The 24,976-nt window shown below is 72.0% G+C and carries 5 protein-coding genes; 3 read left to right on the top strand and 2 right to left on the bottom strand.

What is annotated here, in order from left to right; all coding sequences use genetic code 11:
* Positions 1-4: 4 nt before the first annotated feature.
* Entirely contained in the window at positions 5-1,042 is a 1,038-nt protein-coding gene (locus EIZ45_RS14625) for a TauD/TfdA family dioxygenase (protein ID WP_134662798.1), read from the bottom strand.
* On the bottom strand, positions 1,039-11,667 hold the full coding sequence (locus EIZ45_RS14620) for a non-ribosomal peptide synthetase (RefSeq protein WP_134662797.1): 10,629 nt from the start codon (positions 11,665-11,667) through the stop codon (positions 1,039-1,041). The genes EIZ45_RS14625 and EIZ45_RS14620 overlap by 4 nt, the downstream gene beginning before the upstream one ends.
* A gap of 367 nt (positions 11,668-12,034) precedes the next feature.
* Between EIZ45_RS14620 and EIZ45_RS14615 the strand changes: the two genes are divergently transcribed.
* Genes EIZ45_RS14615 through EIZ45_RS14605 form a run of 3 tightly spaced genes read left to right on the top strand, consistent with a single transcriptional unit; the run spans position 12,035 to position 24,959 of the window.
* Positions 12,035-13,291, top strand: a complete 1,257-nt coding sequence (locus tag EIZ45_RS14615) for a cytochrome P450 (RefSeq protein WP_240690616.1) — start codon at positions 12,035-12,037, stop codon at positions 13,289-13,291.
* Positions 13,288-24,168 (top strand): non-ribosomal peptide synthetase, encoded by a 10,881-nt coding sequence (locus EIZ45_RS14610; RefSeq protein ID WP_134662796.1) that lies wholly within the window; start codon positions 13,288-13,290, stop codon positions 24,166-24,168. The genes EIZ45_RS14615 and EIZ45_RS14610 overlap by 4 nt, the downstream gene beginning before the upstream one ends.
* Entirely contained in the window at positions 24,165-24,959 is a 795-nt protein-coding gene (locus tag EIZ45_RS14605; protein WP_134662795.1) for a tryptophan 2,3-dioxygenase family protein, read from the top strand. Before EIZ45_RS14610 ends, EIZ45_RS14605 begins: the two co-directional genes overlap by 4 nt.
* The last annotated feature ends 17 nt before the right edge of the window (positions 24,960-24,976 follow it).

Raw genomic sequence — 24,976 nt, 5'->3', positions numbered from 1 at the left:
CGCTCTACTGGCCCTGTCCGCCCGCGCCGGCCATCGCGACGACGAGCTTGCGCGGTCCGGCGTACGGCATGCGCCCATGCGAGACGAGCATGTTCTCGAGAATGGCGATGTCGCCGTCCTGCCACCGGAACATGACGGTTTCTTCCCGGTAGGCGCGGCGGATCTCGTCGAGGTCGGCTTCGTCGATCGGGCTGCCGTCGCCGTAGTAGGTGTTGCGAGGCAGGCCCTGCTCGCCGAAGGCGGCCAGCAGCGTTTCGCGGATTTCGGGCGCCTGCGCGGAAATGTGGAACAGGTGCGCCTGGTTGAACCAGGCCGTTTCACCGGTTTCCGGGTGCGTCACCACCGCTTGGCAGACCTGACGGGTGCGCAGGCTGTCGTCGGCGAGCCATTCGTACTCGATCCCGGCGCGGTCACAGAACGCCTCCACCTCGGTGCGCTCCGGCGTCTGGAACACGTCCTGCCACGGCAAATCCAGGCCCTGCCCGTAATTGCGCACGTACATCACGCCGTGCTCGGCGAACCGGTCGCGGATCGCGGCGGGGATGCGCGCCAGGACGCGGGTGCTGTCCGCGAGCGGCGTCTGGCCGCCTTCGGGAGCGGCCCGTACCGAGTAGAAGCCCAGTTTCAGCGGCCACGACCGGCTGTAGGCCATCTCGTTGTGCTGCGGGATTTCCTGCGTGGCCGGGTATTCGGTCGACGTGTAGACGTTGCCCGCGACGTGGCTGCGCGGCGTCGATCCGTAGGAGTACTCCAGCATGTCGCCGCCGACCAGCCGCACCACCTGCTCGAATTCGGCGACGTCGCCGACGGTGAACCCGCGCAGCAGCACGGCTTTGTGCCGGACGGTCTGCTCGCGGACCTGCTCGCGGTTGGCCTCGACCCAGGACAGCGCGTTGACGCCGTCGACGGCCGGGGCGAACAGCAGCGGCGCCGGGCTTTCGGCCAGCAGCGGGCGGGCCGAGACCAGCGTCTCCGGCGCGAGGCTCACCGCGGTTCGCCGCCGGGGCCGGAACTGGGCTGATCCGCTTTCCCGATTGCTCATCTTCCCGCTTCCTGTCGTGCGTTGGGTTCGACCTGGTCGGGCGCCGCGGCGACAGCACGGCGGCGCCGTCGCAGGGCTCCTTGGCTGTAGGCGGCGGCTCCGGCCACGCCTGCGACCCGTTCCTCCTCGTCGGCGGCGGCGAGTTCGTCCGCGAGGTCCGCGATCGCGGCGCCCGGGTCGGCGGTCACGGCGCGCAGCACCCGCCGGATGTGCTCGGCCAGCCGGACGATCCCGGCGGGCCGGAACAGGCTGGTCTTGTACTCGCACACCAGGCTCAAGCCGGTGCCCGTGCGGCGGAACTCCAGCCGGAGGTCGTAGCGAGCCATGCCCGGCGGCGCCCCGACCGGCCGCGCGTCCAGGCTGCCGAAGCCGCCGGCGGCCGGTTCGTCCTGCACGACGAACCACGTCTGGAACAACGGCAGGTGACTGGCCGAGCGCTCCGGCTGCACCTCCTGCACGACGCGTTCGAACGGCGCTTCGGAGTGCGCATAAGCGTCCAGGCAGGTGGCCCGGACTTGTTCCAGCAGGCTCGCGAAGGTGGACTCGCCGCCCGGGTCCGCGCGCAGCACGACGGTGTTGACCAGACAGCCGATCAGCTCCTCGGTTTCCGGCCGGGACCGGTTCGCGACCGGCGTGCCGACCACCACCTCGGGCAGTTCCCTTGCCTGCTGAAAAGCGACCGCGGTGGCCGCGAACAAGACCATGAACGCCGTCGTGCCGGTCCGGTCCGCCACTTCGGCCGCTCCGGCCGCGACCGCGGCGGGCAGTTCGGCCTGGTGCATGGCGCTGGCGTGCGTCTGCACCTCCGGCCGGGGGAAATCGGTCGGCAGCGGGGCGGGGGAGATTCCGGTCAGCTTCGCGCGCCAGTACGCGAGATCGTCGGAGATCTGCCTGCCTGCCAAGCGGTCCTGCTGCCAGTCGGCGTAGTCGGCGAACTGGATCGGCAGCGGCGCGCGCGCGATCGGCTCGCCGGCGAGCGCGGTGCGGTAGTTCTCCGCCAGCTCGCGCAGCAGGAGATCAAGCGAGTGACCGTCGGCGACGAGGTGGTGCAGGCACAGCGCGAGCTGGTGCTCTCGCGGGGCGGTGCGCACCAGCACGGTCCGCCACAGCGGGCCCTCGGCGAGGTCGAACGGGGTTTGCGCGACCGCCGCTGCCAGCCGGTCGGCATGGTGCGGCTGGCCGGACAGATCCACCACCGGCAGCTCGGCGGCGAGCGGGTCCCGCGCGAGCTGACCCGCTTCGGAACCGGCGATCGTCAGGTGCGTGCGGAGGCTTTCGTGCCGGTCGACCACCGCCTGCAGCGCTGTGCGCAAGGCCCGCGGGTCCAGTTCTCCGGTCAACCGCAGGACGCCGGCGATGTGGTAAAGCGGGGTGCCCGGCCGCCATCGCTCCAGGAACCAGAGCCGCAGTTGCGCCGACGAGAGCGGAGCCGGTCCGGTCCGTTTCCGCGGGACGATCGATGCTTCGTCGGCCCGGGTGCCGGCGATCTCCTTGGCCATCGCGGCGAGATCGGGTGCTTCGAAAACGGCGCGCAGCGGCAGTTCCACACCGAACTCGGCACGAATGCGGCCCTGCAGCCGCGTAGCGATCAGCGAATGCCCGCCGAGCGCGAAGAAACTGTCGTGCAGTCCGGCTTCGGGCACGTGCAGCACGCTGCACCACAGCTCGGCCAGCGCCTGTTCGGTCGGCGTACGCGGTGCGACGTACCCGGCGGCCGGTTCTTCGCCCCCTCCCGGCGCGGGAAGCGCGGCGACGTCGATCTTCCCGTGCGCGGTCAGCGGGAAGGCTTCCAGCGTGACGTAATGCGCCGGACGCAGATGCGCCGGAAGGGCCTCTCGGACGCGGGAGCGCAGGTCGCTGGTGTCGCCGTCCGCGGTGAGATAAGCGACCAGGCGCTGGTCCCCGGGTTCGTCTTCGCGCAGGACCACGCGGGCACCGGTGACCTGGGGGTGGCGGCGCAGCACCGCTTCGATTTCGTTCGGTTCGATGCGGTGGCCGCGCAACTGGACTTGGTCGTCGGAACGGCCGAGATAGACGAAGGCTCCGTCGGGCAGCGCGTGCGCGCGGTCGCCGGTGCGGTACATCCGCGAACCGGGTTCCCCGAACGGGTCCGGCACGAATCGCTCGGCAGTCAGCCCTGGCCTGCCGAGGTAGCCCCGCGCCGGACCGGCTCCGCCGACGTGGAGGTGCCCGGCGATCCCGGCGGGCACCGGCCGGAGATCGTCGTCAAGCAGGTAGACGCGCAGGTCCGGGATCGGGCGGCCGACGACGCTTCCGGATGCGCGGTCCAGGTCCGGACGGCCGACCGGGTGCCGGGTGACGTGGACGGTGGTCTCGGTGATTCCGTACATGTTCACCAGCTGCGGCCGCTCCAGCCCGAACCGTTTGGCCCAGCCGGCGAGCCGGTCGGCGGACAGCGCCTCGCCGCCGAAGACCACCGTGCGCAGTGCGGGCAGTTCGGAGTCCGTCTCGGCCAGTGGCAGGAAGGCCGAGGGCGTCTGGTTCAGCACGGTGACCGCCTGGTCGGCCAGGACCCGGGCGAAGTCGGCGGGGGCCCGCCGGGTGGTGTCGTCGACGAGGACCAGCCGTCCGCCGTGCGCGAGCGCACCCCACAGTTCCCAGACCGAGAAGTCGAACGACACGGAGTGGAACAGGCTCCACACGTCCTCGCGGCCGAATCCGAACCAGTGCCGGGTCGCCTCGAACAGCCGGGCCGCGTTGCCGTGCGGGACCAGGACGCCCTTCGGTCGTCCGGTCGATCCGGACGTGTAGATCACGTACGCGAGGTGCGCGGGATCGATCGGAGCCGGCGCGGGCTCGGCGGGCGCGGCCTCGGGCGTGAGGACGCGTGGCCCTGCGGGTACCCGGGCGGCCAGATCCGGCGAGGCGACCACGACCGGGGCGCCGCTGTCGGAGAGCAGGTAGTCGAGCCGCTCCTGCGGATAAGCCGGGTCAAGCGGCAAGTACGCGCCGCCGGCGAGATGGCAGGCGAGTATCGCGATCACCTGGAGCGGCCCGCGGTCCAGCAGGACGCCGACCAGCACGTCCGGCCCGACCCCGGCGGCACGCAGCCGGCTCGCCAGGCCGCCCGCGCGGTGCAGCACGGCGTGGTACGTGAGCTGTTCGCCGCCCCACGCCAGCGCCACCGCGTCGGGTTGCGTTCGTGCCGCCTCGACGAACCGCTCGATCAGCGCCGGGCCGCGAACCTCTTGCGGCTCGGGGTTCCAAGCGCGCAGCAACCGGTCGTCCGCCGGGGCCAGCGAGACGCTGCCGACCAGGCGGCCTGGACCGTCCGCAAAGGACTCAAGCGCGCGGATCACCTGCTCGGCCAACGCGGCAGCACTGTCGTCGGGGCAGCGATCGGTGGCGTACATGAGACGGAGCGCCAGCCGCTCGCCCGGGGCGGCGACGAGGGTCAGCGCCGCGTCGGTCTGTTCAGTGGCGCGCACATCGTGCGCCCGCAACCCGCCGCGCGGCCGTAGGGCGTGTTCGCCGAGCGGGTAGTTCTCGAAGACCACCAGGCTGTCGAACAGGCGGCTGCCGCGGGGCACGTTGCTGCAGCCCTGTATCCGCACCAACGGCGTGTGTTCGTACTGCCGGACTTCGGCGAACGACGACTGCACGGCACGCAGCCACGGCGCCACCTCGGCGTCCGGGTCGACGCGCAGGCGCATCGGCAGGGTGTTGATGAACAGTCCGACCATGCTCTCGACCCCGGGCAGCTCCGGCGGCCGCCCGGACACGGTCACGCCGAACACGACGTCGTCGGACTCGGCGTGGCGGGCGAGGACCAGGCCCCATGCCGCCTGCACCGCGGTGCTCAACGTCAGCCCGTTGCCCCGGCACAGGTCCCGCAGCGCGCGGGTGCGCTCCGCGGACAGTTCGACCTCTGCCGTCGCGGTGCCGATCGGACCGCATCCGGGCTGGTCCAGCGGAAGCGGGGTCGGCGCGGCGAACCCGGCGAGCGCTTCGCGCCATCCGGCGTCGGATTCGGTGGCGTCCTGCTCGCACAGCCAGCCGACGTACTTCTCGTACGGCGGCACGGCGGGCAGGTTCGGCCGCTGTCCGGCGACCCGCGCTTCGTATGCGGTGAACAAATCGGCGAGGACGATCGGCAGCGACCAGCCGTCCATCAGCAGGTGGTGATGCGTCCAGACGAACCGGTGGGTCCGCTCGGCGACCCGGGCGAGGGCGAAGCGGAACAGAGGCGGCTCGGCCAGGTCGAATCCGGCGGTGCGCTCTCTCTCCAGCAGATCCGAGACCAGCGCGGCCACGTCGTCGCGACCGCGCCAGTCGGTCAGCCGCCACGGCTCCGGCACCTCGCGGTGGACGACCTGCACGGGATCTTCGCCGTCTGCCTGATGGAAGGTCGTGCGCAGGGCAGGGTGCCGGGAGACCACCTGATGCCAGGCGCTGCGGAACGCGGCGACGTCCAGATCGCCTTCCAGCGCAAAGGAAAGCTGGACGACGTACACCCCGCTGTCCGGCGACAGCAGTGCGTGAAAGCGCATGCCCTGCTGCAATGGGGACAGCGGATACGTCGCTTCGGCGCCGGATTCGTCAGCCGGTTCGGCGAGGTCGCGAACGTGCTGGAGAAACTGTTCGGCGAGCCGCGTGACGGTGCGCTCCGCGTGCATCGCGGGCACGTGGGTCCAGCGGACGTGCAACCGCCCGGCCGCCACGAAGGCGGTTACCTCGAGGGGATACGGCCGCGGCTGCCGGGGATCCTGAGTGCCGGAAGGCAGTTCGGGGACGAGTTCCCACGGGGCGTCGCCGAGTCCGCCGTCGAGCTGGCCGAGGTAGTTGAAGCACACTTCCGGCACCGGAAGGGAACGCAGCGGCGCGTCCGAGCCGTGCCGCAGCGCCAGGCATCCGGTACCGACCGCTTCCGTGCCGTCCTTGCCGAGCACCACCGGCTCGACGACCGTGAACCACCCGACGGTGCGGGTGAGGTCGGCATCGGGACCGGTGTCACGGCCGTGGCCCTCGACGTCGACCAGCACGCGGTCGCGGCCGGTCCAGCCGGTCAGCACCCGGCCGAGCGCGGCGTGCAGGATGTCCTTCGCCGACCGGCGGCCGGCCGGCCGCAGCAACACCGAGGTCTGGTCTTCGTCGAGAGCGACGGTCACGGTGTGAGCGTCGCCGACGGCACCGGCTCCGGCGTGTGCGAAGTCGGCGGGCGCGAAGTCCACCGGAACGCTGCCGTCGTGCTGTTCCAGCAATGCCCGGCACCGGTCCTGGTCGCCCGAGCGGCCGCCGGCCGACTCGGCCCACTGACGGAACGACGTGGTTTTCCGCGGCAGCACGACCGGCTCGCGCCGGAGCGCTTGGCGGTACGCGGTGGCGAGGTCGTCGAGCAGGATTCGCCAGGAAACGCCGTCCACGCCGAGATGGTGCGCGACGAGCAGGACGCGGTGGTCGTCCTGGGAGACGGTGGCGTACAGGGCGCTCAGCAGTACACCGCTGGCGAGATCGAGCGAGCGCTGTGTTTCCGCGACGCGGGACTCGAGCGCGGAGAACCGTTGCGCTGCAGGCAATGCGGTCAGATCGGCGATGTGAAGCAGCGCGGGCGGTTCCGCCGGGAGCGGGGCGTTGTCCAGCGCCCAGCCGTCTTCGGCGCGCAACCGCAGGCGCAGCGCGTCGTGATGCGCGAGCAGCGCGTGCAGCGCGATTTCCAACGCCGCCGGGTCGAGCGGCTGGGCGGAGCGCAGGGCGAGCGCCTGGTTGAAATGGTGCGGTGCGGGGAGCTTCTGATCGAGAAACCACTGCTGGATCGGCGTCGGGGACACGGGCCCGGCGACCGGGCCTTGCTCGGCGGAGACTGCGGGTGCCGATCCGGCGACGGCGGCCAGTTCCGCGACGGTCTGGTGCTGGAACAGCTGCCTGGCGGTGACGGCAAGCCCGGCTTGCGCGGCACGGGAGACCACCTGGATGCTCAGGATCGAGTCGCCGCCGAGCGCGAAGAAGTTGTCGTCCCGTCCCACTCGGGCGATGCCGAGCACCTGCTCCCAGACCGCGGCGAGCGCGCGTTCGGCCGCGGTGCGCGGCGGCCGGTATTCCGCGCTCGCGGTGAAATCGGGCTCCGGCAGCGCGTCGCGGTCGACTTTTCCGTTGCTGGTCAACGGCATCCGGTCGAGCAGCACGATCGCCGCCGGCACCATGAACTCCGGCAGGCGGCGCGCGCAGTGCTCGCGCAGCTCGGCCGTGCCGGGGCGGGGTTCGGCCACCACGTAGGCGGCGAGCCGGGCCGTGCCGCGGCGGACCAGCACCGCGGCTTCGCGCACCGCGGGGTGGTCGAGCAGCACGGTCTCGATCTCGCCGGGCTCGACCCGGAATCCGCGCAGCTGCACCTGATCGTCGGCCCGGCCGAGGAAGACCAGGCCGCCGTCGGGGCCGAACCGCGCGCGGTCGCCGGTGCGGTAGAGCCGGCCGCCCGGCGCACCGAGCGGGTCCGGCAGAAACCGTTGCGCGGTAAGCCCGGGACGGCCGAGATAACCGCGCGACAAACCGGGCCCGCTCACGTACACCTCGCCCGCGACACCCGGCGGCACCGGCCGGAGACGCGCGTCGAGCAAGTGGACCTGAGTGTTGGCAAAGGGACGGCCCAGCGTGGGTTCCGCGTCCTCGGCGCGGCACTGGCCGATGGTCGCGCCGACGGTGCACTCGGTCGGGCCGTAGCCGTTGAGGAACCGGCGGCCCGGCGCCCAGCGACGCACGACTTCCGCGGTGACGGCTTCTCCGGTCGAGGTCAGCACTGCGAGGTCCGGCGGGGTCGCGGGCAGCGACGCCAGGGCGGACGGCGCCAAGGTCGCGTGCGTGATCGCCTGCCGGCCCATCAGCCCGGCCAGTTCCGGACCCGGCAGGCGCTCCTCACCGGTCGCGATGCAGAGCGTGCCGCCGAAACACAGCGCCATCACGACATCCCACAACGAGGCGTCGAAACCGAATGACGCGACGGCCAGCACCCGGTCCGCGGCGGACGGGGCGATCGCGGACGCCTCGGCGGCGACCAGATTCGTCAGGCCGCGGTGCGTCATCAGCGCGCCTTTGGGCCGTCCGGAGGATCCGGAGGTGTAGATGACGTATGCGAGGTGGTCCGGGCCGACGGTGACCGCGGGTGCGGATGCGCTCGCGGCGGCGATCTCGTCCCGGTGGCCGTCGAGACGCACGACAGTGCCGACGCCGGACGGAACGGACTCGGCGAGATCGCTGGTGGTCACGACGACGCGAAGACCGCTGTCGGCGGCCATGAACGAGAGCCGGTCCGCCGGGTAGGCCGGATCGAGGGGCAGGTACGCCCCGCCCGCGGCGAGCACCGCCAGCAGGCTGACGATCGACTCGGCGGAGCGTTCGAGGAACACGCCGACCGGCGTCTCGGCGCACACTCCCCGCGCACGCAGCACATGGGCGAGCCGGTGCGCGGACCGCTGCAGCGCGGCGTAGGTGAGCTGCCGGTCGCCGCAGACGACCGCGATCGCGTCCGGCGTCCGAGCGGCCTGGCGCGCGATGAGCTGGTGCAGGCGTTGACCCTCTTCGACCGGTACCGCGGTGTCGTTCCACTCGGCGAGCTGCCGGGTTTCGGCGGGAGTGAGCAGCGGCACCGAACTCGCCCGCCCGCCGGGATCGGCGGCCATCGCGGCCAGCAGCAGGCAGTAGTGGTCGGCGAGCCGTTCGACAGTGCGCGCGGCGAACAGGTCCGTGCTGTACTCGACCACACCGTGCAGCCCGCCGTCGGTCTCGGTCACCGCGAAGGCGAGGTCGAACCGGGCGGTGCCGGGATCGAGATCGAGCTGCCGGGCGGTCACCCCTGGCAGGTCGACGTCGAAGGCGGAAGCGTTCTGCAGCGCGAACAACACCTGGTAGACCGGGTTGTGGCTGAGGTCCCGTCCGGGCCGCAGCGCGTCGGTGACCAGCTCGAACGGCACGTCCTGGGCGTAGGCCGCGAGGCAGGTGCGCCGGACCTGGCGCAGCAGGGCGCGGAACCTGGGGTCGCCGTCGATCCGGACGCGCAGTGCGACGGTGTTGGCGAAGAATCCGACGACCTCCTCGAATTCCGGCTGCACCCGGTTCGCGACCGGCGTCCCCACCACCAGATCGTCTTGCCCGCTGTGCCGGGCGAGCAGGACCGCGTACGCGGTGAACAAGGTCATGAAAAGGGTGACTTCTTCTTCCCGGCTCAACGCGATCAGGCGCCGGTGCAGGTCGGCCGGGACGGTGAAGGTGTGCACGGCTCCGGCGAAGGTCTGCGCGGCCGGGCGCGGCCGGTCCAGCGGCAATTCGTGCAACGCCGGTGCGTCGGAGAGCTGAGCTCGCCAGTAGGTCAGTCGCGTGCCCAGCTCCGGGCGGTCCCGCTGCCAGCGGGCGAACTGCGCGTACCGCGCGCTCGGCGGAGGCAGCGGGGCGCCTCGGTAGGCGGTGGCGAAATCGCGCAGCAGCAAGGAAAACGACCAGCCGTCGACCACCGCGTGGTGCCCGGCCAGCACCAGCACGTGGTCGTCGTCGGCGACGCGCACCAGCGCGGCCCGCAGCAACGGGGCGCGGCCGAGGTCGAATTGGCGACGCGCGACCCGCGCCGCCAATTCCCGCCCCGCGTCCGGCGTCGCCTCGGCGTTGATCAGCTCGATGCCGAGGCACAGCTCATCGGAGACCACCTGCACCGGCTGGCCGTCGTCCGAAACTATGGCCGTGCGCAGCGCGGAATGCCGGGCGACGACCGCGTTGAGCGCGCGTTCGGCCTCCGCGACCGAGACCGGCCCGGACAGCCGCACCGCCACGTGCGACACGTAGGCCGCGGTACCGGGCAGAAGCTCTTCCAGGAACCACAGCTGGCGCTGTCCGGAGGAGAGCGGAGCGGGGGAGTCGCCGGACGGGAGTGCGGCGTCGGTGTGCGTGCGGTCCTGCTCGGCGATCTCGCGGGCGAGCGCCGCGAGATCGGTCGCCTCGAACACCGCGCGCACGGGCAGGTCGACACCGAACGCCGCGCGGACCCGGCTTTGCACCATGGTGGCGAGCAGCGAATGGCCGCCGAGGGCGAGGAACCGGTCGTGCCTGCCTGCCTTAGGCACGGCGAGGACGTCGGCCCAGATCTCGGCGAGCCGCTTTTCGACATCTGTGACCGGTTCTTCGTACGGTTGGCCGGAATCCCGTCGCACGGGAGGCAGCGCGGCTCGGTCGACCTTGCCGTTCGGCGTGGTGGGCAGCGCGTCGAGGAGCGGGAACGCGTCCGGCACCAGGTGGGCCGGCAACTGCTCGGCGCAGTGCGACCGCAGGTCTTCGGCAGTCGTCTCGGGGGCGACCGCGTAAGCCGTCAGCGTGTCGGGCGCGGCGATGACGACGCAATCGCGCACTGCCGGGTGCTCGCGCAGCACAGCCTCGACTTCGCCTGGTTCGACGCGGTGGCCGCGGACCTTCGCCTGCCGGTCGAGCCTGTCCACGAAGTCCAGTTCGCCGTCCAGGCGGCGCAACACGCGGTCGCCGGTCCGGTAAAGCCGCGCGCCGGGCTCGCCGAACGGATCCGGCACGAAACGTTCCGCGGTGGTTCCCGGACGCCGCCAATAGCCGCGCGCCAAGCCGGGCCCGCCGAGGTACAGCTCGCCGGATGCGCCGGGCGGCACCGTCCGGAGATCGGCGTCGAGGACGTGCGCCCGGGCGTCCGCGACCGGGACGCCGATGGTGACCGGCCCGTCCGGCACGCACGTCGCCGCCGTCGACCAGACCGTCGCCTCGGTGGGGCCGTACAGGTTGTGGAAGCGGCGGCCGGGTGCCCACCGGCGGACGACTTCCGGCGGGCAAACCTCGCCGGCCACCGATACGGTGACGAGTGCGGGCAGCTTCGCGGCGGGGGTGACCACCAACGCGGACGGCGGCAGGGTGACCGTCGTGACCGCCTGCCGGTCCAGGGTCGCGATCAGGTCCGCGCCGGGCATCAGCCGCTCGCCGGGAAGGACCAGCGTCGCGCCGGAACACAACGCCATGACGATCTCGAACACCGAGGCGTCGAAGCTGGCGGATGCGAACTGCAGTACCCGGCGGCCGGGTCCGGTGCCGAGAATCCGTTGCTGCGCGAGGGAGAGTCCGGCGATGCCGCGGTGGGTGAGCAGGGCTCCCTTCGGCCGTCCGGTCGATCCGGAGGTGTAGATGACGTACGCCAGAGCGTCGACGCGCGGCGCCGGCAGCCCGGCGGTTTCGGCGGGCCACGGCTGGTCGAGCGGCAGCACCCGCGCGCTGTGCCGGGGCAGCGAGATCGCGGAATGGGTGAGCAAAAGCGGTACGTCGCCGTCCGCGAGCAGGAACTCCAGCCGCCGGGCGGGATACGCGGGGTCGATCGGGAGATAGGCTCCGCCCGCCTTGAGCACTGCCAGCAGCGCGGTCACCAGGTCCGCGGCCGGCGGAAGACAGACACCCACGCGCACGTCCGGTCCGACGCCCAGCGCGCGCAGGCGGCACGCCAGGGCGGTGGCGCGCGCGTCGAGCGCCCGGTAGGTGAGCTGCCGGTCGCCGCAGACGACCGCGATCGCGTCCGGCGCCGCGCTCGCGTGCGCGGCGAACAGTTCGTGCAGCGTGGCCTGGCCGGACGGAGCGCCGGCGAGCGCGACTGCGCCGTCCGGCGTATTCGATGCCGTCATGCAGCTGCTTCGGCGGTGCGCCGGAAACCGGCGGCGGCCGTCGTCCGTGACTCGCTGGATAACACGCTGAAACGCCCCCAGAATGGCGTGGCTGCGGATCAATTCTCCCGCACGCTAGCACGGAGCGGGGACCTCGCCAACCCGCTTTGCGCGGGACAAAAAATGCGCTGTGGCAGGTAATGGAGCATTGCATCGAATTACGATCATTGCGCATTGTCCGGACCGCTGAAAGCATTGCCGGGAAGGTCTTGCACGCATTCCGCCGAAGCCTCTACTGTCGGGCTCGCCGACCGGACAGCATGTGGAGCAGTCCGGTTCCGGCGCAGGGGACGACCGCCCGGGGCGGCGGAAGACGGAGGGCGGCTTCGTGAGTGCCGAAACGGCGGTTGCGGCGGAAAACCCGGCGGTGTTCGATTTGGCCGACCCGGCCACCCATGCCGATTCCGACCTGTCCGGGATGTGGCGTTATCTGCGCGACCGCGAACCGGTTTACCGGCATTCCGAAACGGCGCACGGCCCGGAATTCTGGGTGATCACCCGGCATGCCGATGTGCAGGCGGTGTACAAGGACAACATCCGGTTCACGTCCGAACGCGGCAATCTGCTCACCACTTTGCTGCGCGGCGGCGACACCGCGGCCGGGAAAATGCTCGCGGTCACCGACGGGCCGCGGCAGCGGGAACTGCGCGCGGTGCTGCTGAAGGCGTTCTCGCCGCGGGTGCTCGAACGGGTCTCCGGGCAGGTGCGCCGGTCCACCCGGCGGGCAGTGCGGGCCGCGGTGCGGCGCGGCACGTTCGATTTCGCCGGCGAGGTGGCCGACCGGATCCCGATGACCACCATCTGCGATCTGCTCGGCGTGCCCGAGGCCGACCGGCCGCATCTGCTCCGCCTGAACAAATCCGCGCTCAGTTCCGACGACGCGGACGAAACGTTCAGCGACGCGTGGGCGGCGCGGAACGAGATCTTGATGTATTTCGCCGAGCTGGCCGAGCTGCGCCGCGAAAACCCGGAGGACGACGTGATCAGCGCGCTCGCCACCGGCAGCATCGGCAATCGTGCGCTCACCGTGCACGAGATCATCTTCAACTGCTACAGCCTCGTCATCGGCGGCGACGAAACCGCGCGGCTGTCCATGTGCACCGCGGTGCAGGCACTCAGCGAGCACAAAGACCAGTGGCGCGCGCTGCGCGAGGGCGCGGTGGCGAAGGAAACCGCGGTCGAGGAGGTGCTCCGCTGGGCGACGCCGGCCATGCACTTCGGCCGGGTCGCCCTCGAAGACGTGGTGCTGCACGACCGCACCATCGCCGCGGGCGACATCGTGACGGTGTGGAACTGCTCGGCGAACCGGGACGAGCGGGTGTTCGACCGGCCCGAGGTGTTCGATCTGGCCCGCCAGCCCAACAAACACGTCACGTTCGGGTTCGGCCCGCACTTCTGCCTCGGGTCCTATCTGGCCCGGGTGGAGATGTCCGCCCTGCTCGGCGCGCTGGCCGAGTTCGCCGCGGACATCGACGTGGCCGGGCCGGTGACGCGAGTGCGCTCCAACTTCCTCAGCGGTCCGAGCAGGCTGCCGGTCGCGGTCGTCCCGGCCGCGGCCGCCGACGAGCTGGACTCGGCGCTGTGAGCGACGTCGCGGACCTTTACCCGCTTTCCCCGCTGCAGCAAGGATTGCTGTTCCACACCGTCTCCGACGACCGCGGCGGGATGTACGTGGAACAGGTCGCGTTCCGGGTCGAAGGCCCCTTCGACCCGGATGCTTTCGCCCGCGCGTGGCAGCGCGTGGTCGACCGGCACCCGGCGCTGCGCACCTCGTTCCTGTGGCAGAAGCTGGACGAGCCGGTTCAGGTCGTGCACCGCGAGGCGCGGCTCGACGTCGTGATGGAGGATTGGCGCGGCGCGAGCGACGCCGAGCGCGAGCAGCGGCTGGAGGAGTTCCTGCGCGCCGACCACACCCGCGGGTTCGACGTGGCGCGGGCTCCGCTGCTGCGCATCGCACTGATCCGGCTCGCCGAGGACGCGTGGGAAATCGTCTGCAGCAACCACCACCTGATCTTCGACGGATGGTCCCGGGCAAGGCTGCTGCGCGAAGTGATGGCGTACTACTCGGCGGCGCCCGGTGCCGAGGTCCGCCTTGCGCCGGTCCGGCCGTTCCGCGATTACGTCGGCTGGCTGCAGGCCCGGGACGACCAGGCGGCCGAGAAGACCTGGAGCGACGCGCTCCGCGGGTTCGCCGCCCCGACCCCGCTGCCGGCCGGGCCCGCGAACCCCGGCTCGGCGGGATCGGCGAGCGCGGTCGCCGAGCTGGACGAGGAAGCGACAGCGGCGCTGCAGCGGATGTGCCGGGAGCACGGGCTCACTGCGAGCACGGTCGTGCAGGCCGCCTGGGGGCTGCTGCTGGGCAAGCACAGCGGTTCCGACGACGTGGTGTTCGGCGTGACTGTGGCCGGGCGTCCGCCGCAACTGCCCGGCTCCGAGGACATGATCGGGCTGTTCATCAACACCGTTCCGGTGCGCGTGCGCTGGTCGCACGGTCAGCCAGTCGGCGAGTGGCTTCCGGAGCTGCAGCGCTCGGTCGCCGAGCTGCGGCAGCACGAACACACGCCGCTGGCGCGGATCCGGGCGTGGAGCGAAGTACCGGGCGGGGTCGCGCTGTTCGACAGCCTGGTGGTCTTCGAGAACTACCCGCTCGGCGACGACTCCGTGCGCGGCGAATCGGACCCGGTGGTGCGCGACGTGCGGGTCGCCGAGCAGACCGACGTGCCATTGACCCTGGTCGCGGCCCCGGGCGACCGGTTCAGCCTCCGCCTGCTGTACGCCACCGACCGGTACGACGCGCCGACCGCCGCCGACCTGCTCGGCCAGCTCGCCCGGCTGCTGGCCGGCATGGCCGCCGATCCGGCCCGCCCGGTGGCCCGGCTGCCCTTGGTGTCCACAGTGGACGAGGCGGAGCTGGTCCGGCGGTGGAACCCGGAGGCCGGCGAACTGGCCGCACCGACGCCGCTGGTGACCCGCTTCCAGGAGCAGGCCCGGACGCGGCCGGACGCGATCGCCGTCGTGTGGGGCGAGGAACAGCTGAGCTATCGCGCGGTGCTGCGACGCGCGTCCGGTCTCGCGGAACGTCTGCGGTCCGCGGGCGTCGGCCCGGAGAAGCTGGTCGGCGTGCTGTCGGAGCGCGGGCCGCAGCAGGTGATCGCGGTACTGGCCTGCCAGCTCGCCGGCGGCGCGTACCTGCCGCTGGACCCGGCTTACCCGGCCGACCGGATCGCGTACCTGGTGGCCGACAGCCGGACGCCGATCGTCGTCACCACCGCGGACCTGGCCGCGCGGGTGCCTGCCGGACCCGCGGTCGTCGTCCTGGACGAGCGTGCGGCCGAACCGGCCGACGTGCCGGTGGACCCGGCGCAGCTGGCGTACGTGATCTACACGTCGGGTTCCACCGGACAGCCCAAGGGCGTGCTGGTGCCGCACGGCAACGCGGCCCGGCTGTTCGACGCGACCCAATGCTGGACCGGGTTCGGCGCGGACGACATCTGGAGCCTGTTCCACTCGATCGCCTTCGACTTCTCCGTGTGGGAGCTGTGGGGCGCGCTGGCACACGGCGGCCGGCTGGTGCTGGTGGACGAACCGACCCGGCGCTCGCCGGACGACTTCGCGGAACTCCTTGCCGAGCAAGCGGTCACCGTGCTGAACCAGACACCTTCGGCATTCCTGCCGCTGGCCTCTCGCGCCGGCGAACTGCCCGCCCTGCACACGGTGATCTTCGGCGGCGAGGCGCTGTCCGCCGGACAACTCGCCGGCTGGGCCGGCCGCACCGGGTTGCGCCGGCCGCGGCTGGTGAACATGTACGGCATCACCGAGACGACCGTGCACGTGACCCAGCACCGGGTCGCCGAGGCCGATCTGCGGCCCGGGGCGGGCTCGGCGATCGGCAGGCCGATTGCGGACCTGCGCGTGTACCTCCTGGACGACGATCTGCGCCCGGTGCCCGCCGGCGTGGCCGGCGAGCTTTACGTCGGCGGCGCCGGGCCCGCCCGCGGATACCTCGGCCGGTCCGGGCTCACCGCGGAGCGCTTCCTGCCGGACCCGCACGCGCACGGCGCGCCGGGCGCCCGGATGTACCGCACCGGCGACCTGGCGCGGGCGCTGCCCGACGGCACGTTCGTCTACCTCGGGCGCAGCGACAGCCAGGTGCAGGTCCGCGGGCACCGCGTCGAGCCGGGCGAGATCGAATCCGCGCTGCGCACCCACCCGGACGTGACCGCCGCACACGTGCTGCTGCGCGACGAGAGGCTGGCCGCGTACCTGGTCACCACCGGCGAGATCGCCGACATCCGCGAACACGTGGCCGGGTCCCTGCCGAGCTACCTGCACCCCGCGCACTACGTGGTTGTCGGCGCGTTCCCGTTGACCGCGCACGGCAAGATCGACGATGCCGCTTTGCCGGCGCCGTCCGCCGACCGCGTTCAGTCCGGTGCCGAGTACGCCGCGCCGGACACCCCCGCCGAACGGGCGCTCGCCGAGATCTGGCAGGACATCCTGGGGCTGGACGCGGTCGGCGTGCACGACAATTTCTTCGCACTGGGCGGAGATTCGATCCTGAGCATGCGGATCGCGGCCCGGGCGATGCAGGCCGGGCTGCGGATCAATCCGCGGCAGTTGTTCGAGCACCAGACCGTGGCCGAACTGGCGACGGCGGCCGGCTCCGAAACAGCCGAACCCGCGGTGGCAGAGCCCGATCCGACCGGCCCGATCCCGCTGACGCCGATCCAGTCCTGGTTCTTCGCCGCGGAACGGCCCGCTCCGCATCACTTCAACCAAGCGTTCGTCATGCGGCTCGACCAGCCCGCGGACCCCGACGCGCTGCGAGCCGCGCTCGTGCACCTGACCTCGAAGCACGCAGCGCTGCGGCTCAGTTTCGAGCGACGCCCCGACGGCCGGTGGCAGCAGCGGATCGCTGAGCCCGCCGAGCATCCGGAGCTTCTGCGCTGCGTCGACCTCTCCGCGAGCGCCGAGCCGGTCCGCGCGTTCGAGGAGATCGCGACTGAGACGCAGACTTCGCTCGCCCTGGACGACGGCCTCCTGTTGCGCGCGGTGCATGTCAGCCTCGGCGACGACGGCGAGCGGCTGCTGCTGGTCGTCCACCACCTGGGAGTGGACGGCGTTTCGTGGCGCGTCCTGCTGGCTGACCTCTCGGCGGCCTACGCCGAGATCTCCCGCGGCCGAAAGCCGCCAGCCGGCGCGTCCGGCACTTCCTTCGCTGCCTGGGCGACTCGGCTGGCCGAGCACGCGGAGTCGGACGAACTCGCCGCGGAAATCCCGTTCTGGCAGGACATGCTCCGCGCCGCGAACGCGTCGCTGCCCGTCGATTTCCCCAGCGCCGGACCGCACATGGCCGGCACAGCGGCAACTGTGACCCGGTCGCTGAACCGGCGGCAGACCCGCTCCCTCCTGCACGCCGGGTCTGCCCGGGTGCGGCCCGTCGAGGTCCTGCTCGCCGCCCTGGGCCAGACCCTGGGGGAGTGGTCCGGCCGCGACCGCGTGGTAGTGGACACCGAGGGACACGGCCGCGAGACGCGCTGGGCCGGTGTCGACCTGACCGGCACTGTCGGGTGGTTCACCAGCCTTTACCCGCTCGAGCTGTCCGCGGGCGACGCGGTTTCGGCGCTGCGGCACGCGAAAGCCCGGCTCCGGTCGGTGCCGGACGGCGGCATCGGGCACCAGTTGCTCGCCTACGGCCGGGGCGTCCGTTTCGGGGCGGCCGAGCGCGACGTCCTGTTCAACTACCTCGGCCAGTTCGACGAGAACCCGGAGAACGGCGCCGGCTGGCGGCTGTCCGGCGAACCGGCCGGAGTGCCGCAGGACGACCGCGCGCCGCGCCGGTATGCGCTGGAAGTGACCGCCGCCGTCGCGAACGGCAAGCTCCAGGTCCGCTGGACCTACAGCCCCGGCCGGCACCGCGAAGCCACCGTGGCCCGGCTGGCGGGCCGCTTTCTCGATTGCGTCGCGCAGTTCGCGGGCGTCGCGGAGGACGCCGCGCTGGCGACCCCGCAGGACTTCCCGCTCGCGACGGTAACCCAGGACGCGGTGGACCGGTTCGCCGCGCTGCCCGGCGGCCTCGAAGACCTGTATCCGTTGTCGCCCATGCAGCAAGGGATGTTGTTCCACCTGCTGTACGCGCCGGAGGGCGGCGTGAACGTCGAGCAGGTGACCTGCCGGCTCACCGGCGACCTCGACATGCCGTCGCTGCGTTCGGCGTGGGCGGCGGTGGTGGCGAGTCACCCGGTGCTGCGCACTTCGTTCCACTGGCGCGACGGCGATTCCCCGCTGCAAGCGGTGCACCGCACGGCGGAAGTGCCGTGGCGGGAGCTGGACTGGCGAAGCCGGACGGCCGTGGAACAACGCGAAGCGCTGGCGGATCTGCTGCGCGCGGACCGGGCCGAGCGGTTCCGCCCGGAAACTGCGCCGCTGATGCGGCTGACGTTGGTCCGAACCGGCGAGGACACCCGCGAGCTGATCTGGACCCACCACCATCTCCTGCTGGACGGATGGTCGCTGGCCAGGGTGTTCCAGGAGGTCCTCGCGTTCCAGCGGGCCGCGCTGACCGGCACTGAGTTCGTCCCGGCGCCGGCCCGGCCGTATCGCGACTACCTCGGCTGGCTCGCCGAGCGCGATTCGGCGCAAGCGGAAGCCTTCTGGCGCAAGGAATTTGGCGACATCAGCGCGCCGACGCCGTTGCCGGCCGAACCGGGCGAGCCGGTGCCGGGCACCGGGTCCGCCACCGAGATCGCGCATTTGACCGCCGAGCAGACTGCCGCCGTGCAGGACTTCGGCCGGTCCAATCAGGTCACGCTCGGCACCCTGGTGCACGCCGCCTGGGCGCTGGTGCTGCACCGGCACAGCATGGAACCCGAAGTGGTGTTCGGCACCGTCGTGGCCGGCAGGCCCGCGGACTTGTCCGGAGCCGAGGGCATGGTCGGGCAGTTCATCAACACCCAGCCGGTGCGGCTCGCGGTCGAGCCGGACCGGGAAGCGCTGGACTGGCTGCACGACGTGCAGCGCGCGCTCGCCGACGCCCGCCAGTTCGAGTTCACCCCCCTGGTGGAGATCCACGGCGTCAGCGCGGCTCCCCGGGACCAGCCGTTGTTCGAGTCGGTGTTGGTGTTCGAGAACTACCTGGTCGAGCAGTTGCCGGAAGCCGCCGCGGCGCGTCCGCCCGGGATGCCTGCGGTGGACCGGTTGCAGGGGCACGAGCAGACCAACTACCCGCTGACGCTGATCTCGGCGCCCGGCGAGCAGGTCCGGCTCCAGTTGCTCTACGACGGCGACCGCTACCGTCCGCAGACCGCACGGCGGGTGCTCGACCAGGTCCGCACCGCGCTGGCAGCGCTGGCGGACAATCCGCGGCGCACTGTCGCGGACCTGCCGCTGCTGGCCGAGGACGAGGTCCGGCAGGTGCTGGTCGACTGGAACGACACCGCGGTGCCGTTCCCGCTGGACCAGACTTTCCCGCAGCTGTTCCAGGCGCAAGCGGCGCGCACTCCGGACGCGCTCGCCGTGGCCGACGACGACCGTGAGCTGACCTACGCCGAACTGGCCGCGGCCGCCGCAGGCCTCGCGCACCGCTTGCGGGGCCTCGGTGTCGAGCCGGAGACCAGGGTCGCCCTGTGCCTGGACCGCTCGGTCGACCTGATCGTCGCGATCCTCGCGGTGTGGCAGGCCGGCGGCGCGTATCTCCCGGTGGACACGGCGCTTTCCGCGCAGCGCATCGCCTTCATGCTCGACGACGCCCGCGCGGCGGTCGTGGTCACCACCAGCGCGGCTCGCGCCGCCCTTCCGCCGACGGACGCGCAGATCGTCTGCGTAGACGACGCTGACCAGCCCAGCGCGGTACAGCCGCCGGATCCGCGGACCGGGCCGGACCATCTCGCGTACGTCATCTATACCTCCGGCTCCACCGGCAGGCCCAAGGGGGCGATGGTCGAGCAGCGCGGGATGGTCAACCACTTGCTCGCGAAGGTCCGCGCCCTCGGCCTTTCCTCGGACGACACGGTGGCTGCCACCGCGTCGCCGTCCTTCGACATTTCGGTGTGGCAGTTCTTCTCGGCGCTGCTGGTCGGCGGCAGCGTGCGGGTGTTCGCCGATCCGGTAGCCCACGATCCGGTGCGGCTGATGGCCGAGACCGCCCGCCGGGACGTGACGATTCTCGAACTGGTGCCCTCGATGCTCCGCGCGATCGAGGCGTCCGAGGCATCCGGGGAACTGCCTGCGCTGCGGTGGCTGCTGCTGACCGGCGAGGCGCTGCCCGCCGACCTCTGCCGGACCTGGCTCGCCCGGCATCCGCGGATTCCGCTGCTCAACGCCTACGGTCCGACGGAATGCTCCGATGACGTCACGCACCACGTCATCGCGGCCCCGCCCGCCGCGGACGCTTCCGGAGTGCCGATCGGGACGCCGTTGCCGAACACGCGGCTGTACGTCCTGGACAACCGGCAGCGTCCGGTGCCGCTCGGCGCGCCCGGCGAATTGTGCGTGGGCGGCAGCGGAGTCGGCCGCGGGTATGCCGGACGGCCTGGCCGCACCGCGTCGTCGTTCGTGCCGGACCCGTTCGGGCCGCCGGGCACGCGGCTTTACCGCACCGGCGACCTGGTGCGCGCAGCGGTGGACGGCACGCTGGAATTCCTCGGCCGCATCGACCATCAGGTGAAGCTGCGCGGCTTCCGGATCGAACTCGGCGAAATCGAGGCGGTCCTGCACCGGCACCCGGCGGTGCGCGACGCCGTCGTCCTGCTCCGCGAGGACGTGCCGGGCAACCAGCAGCTCGTCGCGTACGCGGTGACCGGCTCCGCCGACCGGGACCTCCTGGCGCACTGCGCGGAGCACCTGCCCGGGTACATGGTGCCGTCGGCGTTCGTCCGGCTGGACGCGCTTCCGTTGACCCCCAACGGGAAACTGGACCGCCGCGCGCTCCCGCCTGCCGCCGGGGCCGCCGCGACCGCCGAGGCGGACCGGCCGCGACCCGGCATGGAGGAACTGGTCGCCACCGTCTGGTCGGGCGTCCTCGGCCGCACGGACGTGAGCCGGCAGTCGGCGTTCTTCGCGCTGGGCGGGCATTCGCTCTCGGCGATGCGGGTGATCGCCCGCCTGTCTGCCTTGGTGCACGCGGAGCTCCCGCTCCGCGCCTTGTTCGACAACCCGACGCTCGCCGACTTCGCTCGGTTCGTCGAGCGTGCGCGGCTGGCGGACGACTCGGCGCCGGCGCTCGCCCCGGTCCCGCGCACTAGCGTCCTTCCGCTTTCCTTCGCGCAGCAGCGTCTTTGGTTCCTCGACCGATGGGCGCCCGGAAGCTCGGCGTACAACCTGCCGATGGCAGTGCGCCTCGCCGGCGACCTCGACGTCACTGCACTGGCCGACGCCGTGCGGAACGTCGTGCGCCGCCACGAATCCTTGCGCACCACGTTCTCCAGCGACGACGGCACGCCGTACCAGGTGATCGCCAAGATGCCGGAGGTCCGGCTGCCAGTGGTCGACCTGCGCGAACTCGACCGGGCGGACGCGCTCGCGCAGGCCCGGGCGCTGGCGAGGCGGGACGCCCGCGCGCCGTTCGACCTCGAAACCGGCCCGCTGCTGCGGACGGCGCTGGTGCGGCTGGCCGAAGACGACCACGTCCTCCTGCTGAACCTGCACCACATCGTCAGCGACGGCTGGTCGTCCGGCGTGCTGGTCGCGGAGCTGAGCGAGAGCTACACCGCGGCGGTCGAACACCGGCCCGCGGTGCTGCCGGAGCTGCCGGTGCAGTACCCGGATTTCGCGGTGTGGCAACGCGAACTGCTCAGCGGCGAGCGGCTGGAACGCGAGCTCGCGCAATGGCGGGAGAAGCTGGCCGGCGCGCCCGGGCTGCTTGCGCTGCCCACCGACCGGCCGCGGCCGGCGGTGCAGACCCACCGGGGCGCGAACCTCGCGGTCGACCTGCCCGCGCGGGTGGCCGCGGCCGCCCGGGAACTGGGCAGTGCGGAAGGCGCGACCGTCTTCATGGTCCTGTTCGCCGCCTTCGCGACCGTGCTGTCGGGCTACAGCGGCCAGCACGACTTGCTGATCGGCACCCCGATCGCCAACCGCTCGCGGCCCGAACTGGAGCCGCTGATCGGATTCTTCGCCAACACCCTGGTGCTGCGCGCCGACCTGACGGGCGCGCCCACCGGCCGGGAACTGCTCGCCAGGGTGCGCGAGACCACTGTGGACGCCTACACCCGGCAGGACGTGCCGTTCGAGCTGCTGGTCGACGCGGTGCAGCCGGAGCGCTCGCCGAGCCACAGCCCCTTGGTTCAGGTGTTGTTCGTGCTGCAGAACGCGCCGGCGGGCGGTGCGCCGTGGCCAGGACTGGAAATCAGCGCGCTGCACGACCAGCCGGCCGGTGACACCGCGCGCTTCGACCTGACCCTCTCGGTGCGCGAATCCGCCGAAGGGCTGCACGCCAACGTCGAATACAACACCGACCTCTTCGACCAGGCGACGATCCGCCGCCTGATGCGCTCGTACGAAAGCGTGCTGGGGGCGCTGGCCGAGGACCCCGACCGGCGGGTGCCGGACCTGCCGTTGCTGCCCGCACCGGAGCTCGCCGCGCAGGCCGTGCTCGCCGGTCCCGCCGCCGAACTGCCGGAGACCACCCTGGCCGCGCTGGTGCGCGCGCAGGCGGATCGAACACCCGACGCGATCGCGGTGTCCTCGGCCGGGCGCGAGCTGACCTACCGGGCCTTGTGCACCAAGGCCGAGCGGCTGGCGCAGCGGTTGCGCGCGTCCGGGATCGGCCCGGAGGACCGGGTCGGCGTCTGCCTGGACCGGTCGCCGGAGCTCGTCGTCGCCGTGCTCGGCGTTCTGTTCGCCGCTGCCGCCTACCTGCCGCTCGATCCGGAGCACCCGGCGGAACGGCTCGCGTCGCTGCTGGCCGACAGTGCGGTCGCGGCGCTGGTCGCCGACCAGGCGGTCGCGCCGGACATCGAAACGGTGCATCCGGGCGAGGGAGCCGATCCGCGAGGCGGACCGGAGGCGGTGCCGGACAATCTCGCTTACGTCATCTACACCTCGGGCTCGACGGGGCGGCCCAAGGCGGCGATGAACACTCACCGCGCGATCGTCAACCGGTTGCAGTGGATGCAGGACACCTACCGCCTCGACGGCGACGACCGGGTGCTGCAGAAAACGCCGGCGACTTTCGACGTGTCGGTGTGGGAGTTCTTCTGGCCGCTGCTGACCGGCGCGCGGCTGGTGCTCGCCGCGCCCGGAGGACACCGAGACCCGCGTTATCTGGCGGAGCTGACCGACGAACAAGCCGTCACCACGGCGCATTTCGTGCCGGCCATGCTCTCGGCGTTCGTCGAAACGCCCGAATCCGCCCGTGCGAGTTCCCTGCGCCGGCTGATCGCCAGCGGAGAGGCGCTGCCCGCGGAGGTCGTCCGGGCGGTCGCGGCGAGGTTGCCCGGCGTGCCCTTGCACAACCTGTACGGGCCGACCGAAGCCGCGGTCGACGTGACGCACTGGCCGTGCCCGCCGGACCCGATCGGCGCCGTGCCGCTCGGCGCGCCGGTGGCCAACACGCGGATCCACGTGCTGGACCGTTTCCTGCGACCGGTGCCTGCCGGGGTTCCCGGCGAGCTGTGCATCGGCGGCGTGCAAGTCGGCCGCGGTTACCACGGCCGGCCGGGCCTGACCGCCGAACGCTTCGTGCCCGACCCGGCCGGGACGTCCGGCTCCCGGCTGTACCGCACCGGCGACCAGGTGCGACTGCGCGCCGACGGGGTGCTCGAATTCCTCGGCAGGCTCGACCACCAGGTCAAGATCCGCGGCCTGCGCATCGAGCCCGGCGAAGTGGACGCGGTGCTCGAGGCGCATCCGGACGTCCGGGCAGCGGTCACCGTCGCGCACGGAACCGGCGACCAGGCGCGCCTGGTCGGATACGTCGTCACGGAGTCCGAAGTGGACGATGCGGGGCTGCGGTCGCACTGCGCTCGCACGCTGCCCGCCTACCTGGTGCCTGCCGTGTTCGTGCGGCTCACGGAATTCCCGTTGTCGCCCAACGGGAAGATCGACCGGAAAGCGCTTCGGCAGGCAGACGGCGACGAACTCGGCGGAGTTCCTTACCGGGTGCCCGCGACGCCCTCCGAGGAAAGGGTCGCGAAGGTGTGGCAGGTCGTGCTCGGCGTGCCCGAGGTCGGCGCGGACGACAATTTCTTCGCGCTCGGCGGCCATTCGTTGCTGGCGACCCGCGTGCACGCCCGGCTCCGTGCCGAATTCCAGTCCGACCTGCCGCTGCGGGCGCTGTTCGAGCTGCCGACCGTGGCCGCGCTGGCCGCCGAGCTCGACCGCCGGTCCGCGGCCGGGCCCGCGGCGGACGCGGGCGCGATCCGGGCGGTGGGCCGCGACGGCTACCGCCGCCGGAAATCCGAACTCCGAATGCCGCGCGCGACCGCCCCGGCAGCGCAGCCCAGAGGGGGAGATGCGGGATGACCGACCTGCCCGGCACCGCCGAGCTGACTTACGGGAGCTACCTCGAACTGGACGCCCTGCTGCGGCTCCAGCGCCCGGTGAGCGAACCCGAGCACCCGGACGAACTGCACTTCATCGTCACCCACCAGGCGATGGAGCTGTGGTTCAAGGTGATGATCCACGAGCTGTACCGGGTTCTGCCCTGCCTGGCCGACCGGCAGTGGGCGCGTGCGGTCACCAGGATGCGCCGGGTCAACGAGATCTTCGCCGCCCAGACCGCGCAGATGCAGACGTTGAACACGCTGGAGCCGAGCGCCTTCCTGCAGTTCCGGCACGCGCTCGGCACCGCGAGCGGATTCCAGTCGGTGCAGTTCCGGGTGCTCGAGGTGCTGGTCGGTTTGCGCGAGCCGGGTTACCTGGCCCAGCTCGCCTCGGCCAGCAGCGGCGTGCTGCCGTCCGACGTGAGCGCCGCGCTCGCCGTGCCGAGCCTCGCCGAAGTGGCCGTCGGGGTGCCGCGCGCGGCTGGCGCCGAGGACTGGCAGGCGGTGTACGCGGAACCGGAGCGGCATGCCGCGCTGGTGCTGCTCGGCGAGGAACTGCTTGACCACGACCGGATGTGGCTGCGCTGGCGGCACGAGCACCTGTGCCTGGTCGAACGGATCATCGGCAGGCTGGTGCGCGGCACCGGCGGCGGATCGTCCGGCTATCTCGAAGGCCGGGCCGCGCAGCGGGTTTTCCCGTTCCTGTGGGACCTGCGGCGGCAGCTGACCTTGGCCACCGAAAAGAACACCGTGAAAGAACCGCGCCGCTGAGCGCGCCGAAGGAGGAA

Origin of the sequence: Amycolatopsis sp. CFH S0740, assembly GCF_004522315.1 — a bacterium.
In the GTDB taxonomy this organism is placed as follows: domain Bacteria; phylum Actinomycetota; class Actinomycetes; order Mycobacteriales; family Pseudonocardiaceae; genus Amycolatopsis; species Amycolatopsis nivea.
The sequence above is the reverse complement of the archived record's forward strand: the minus strand, read 5'-3'. Positions and strand labels throughout refer to the sequence as shown.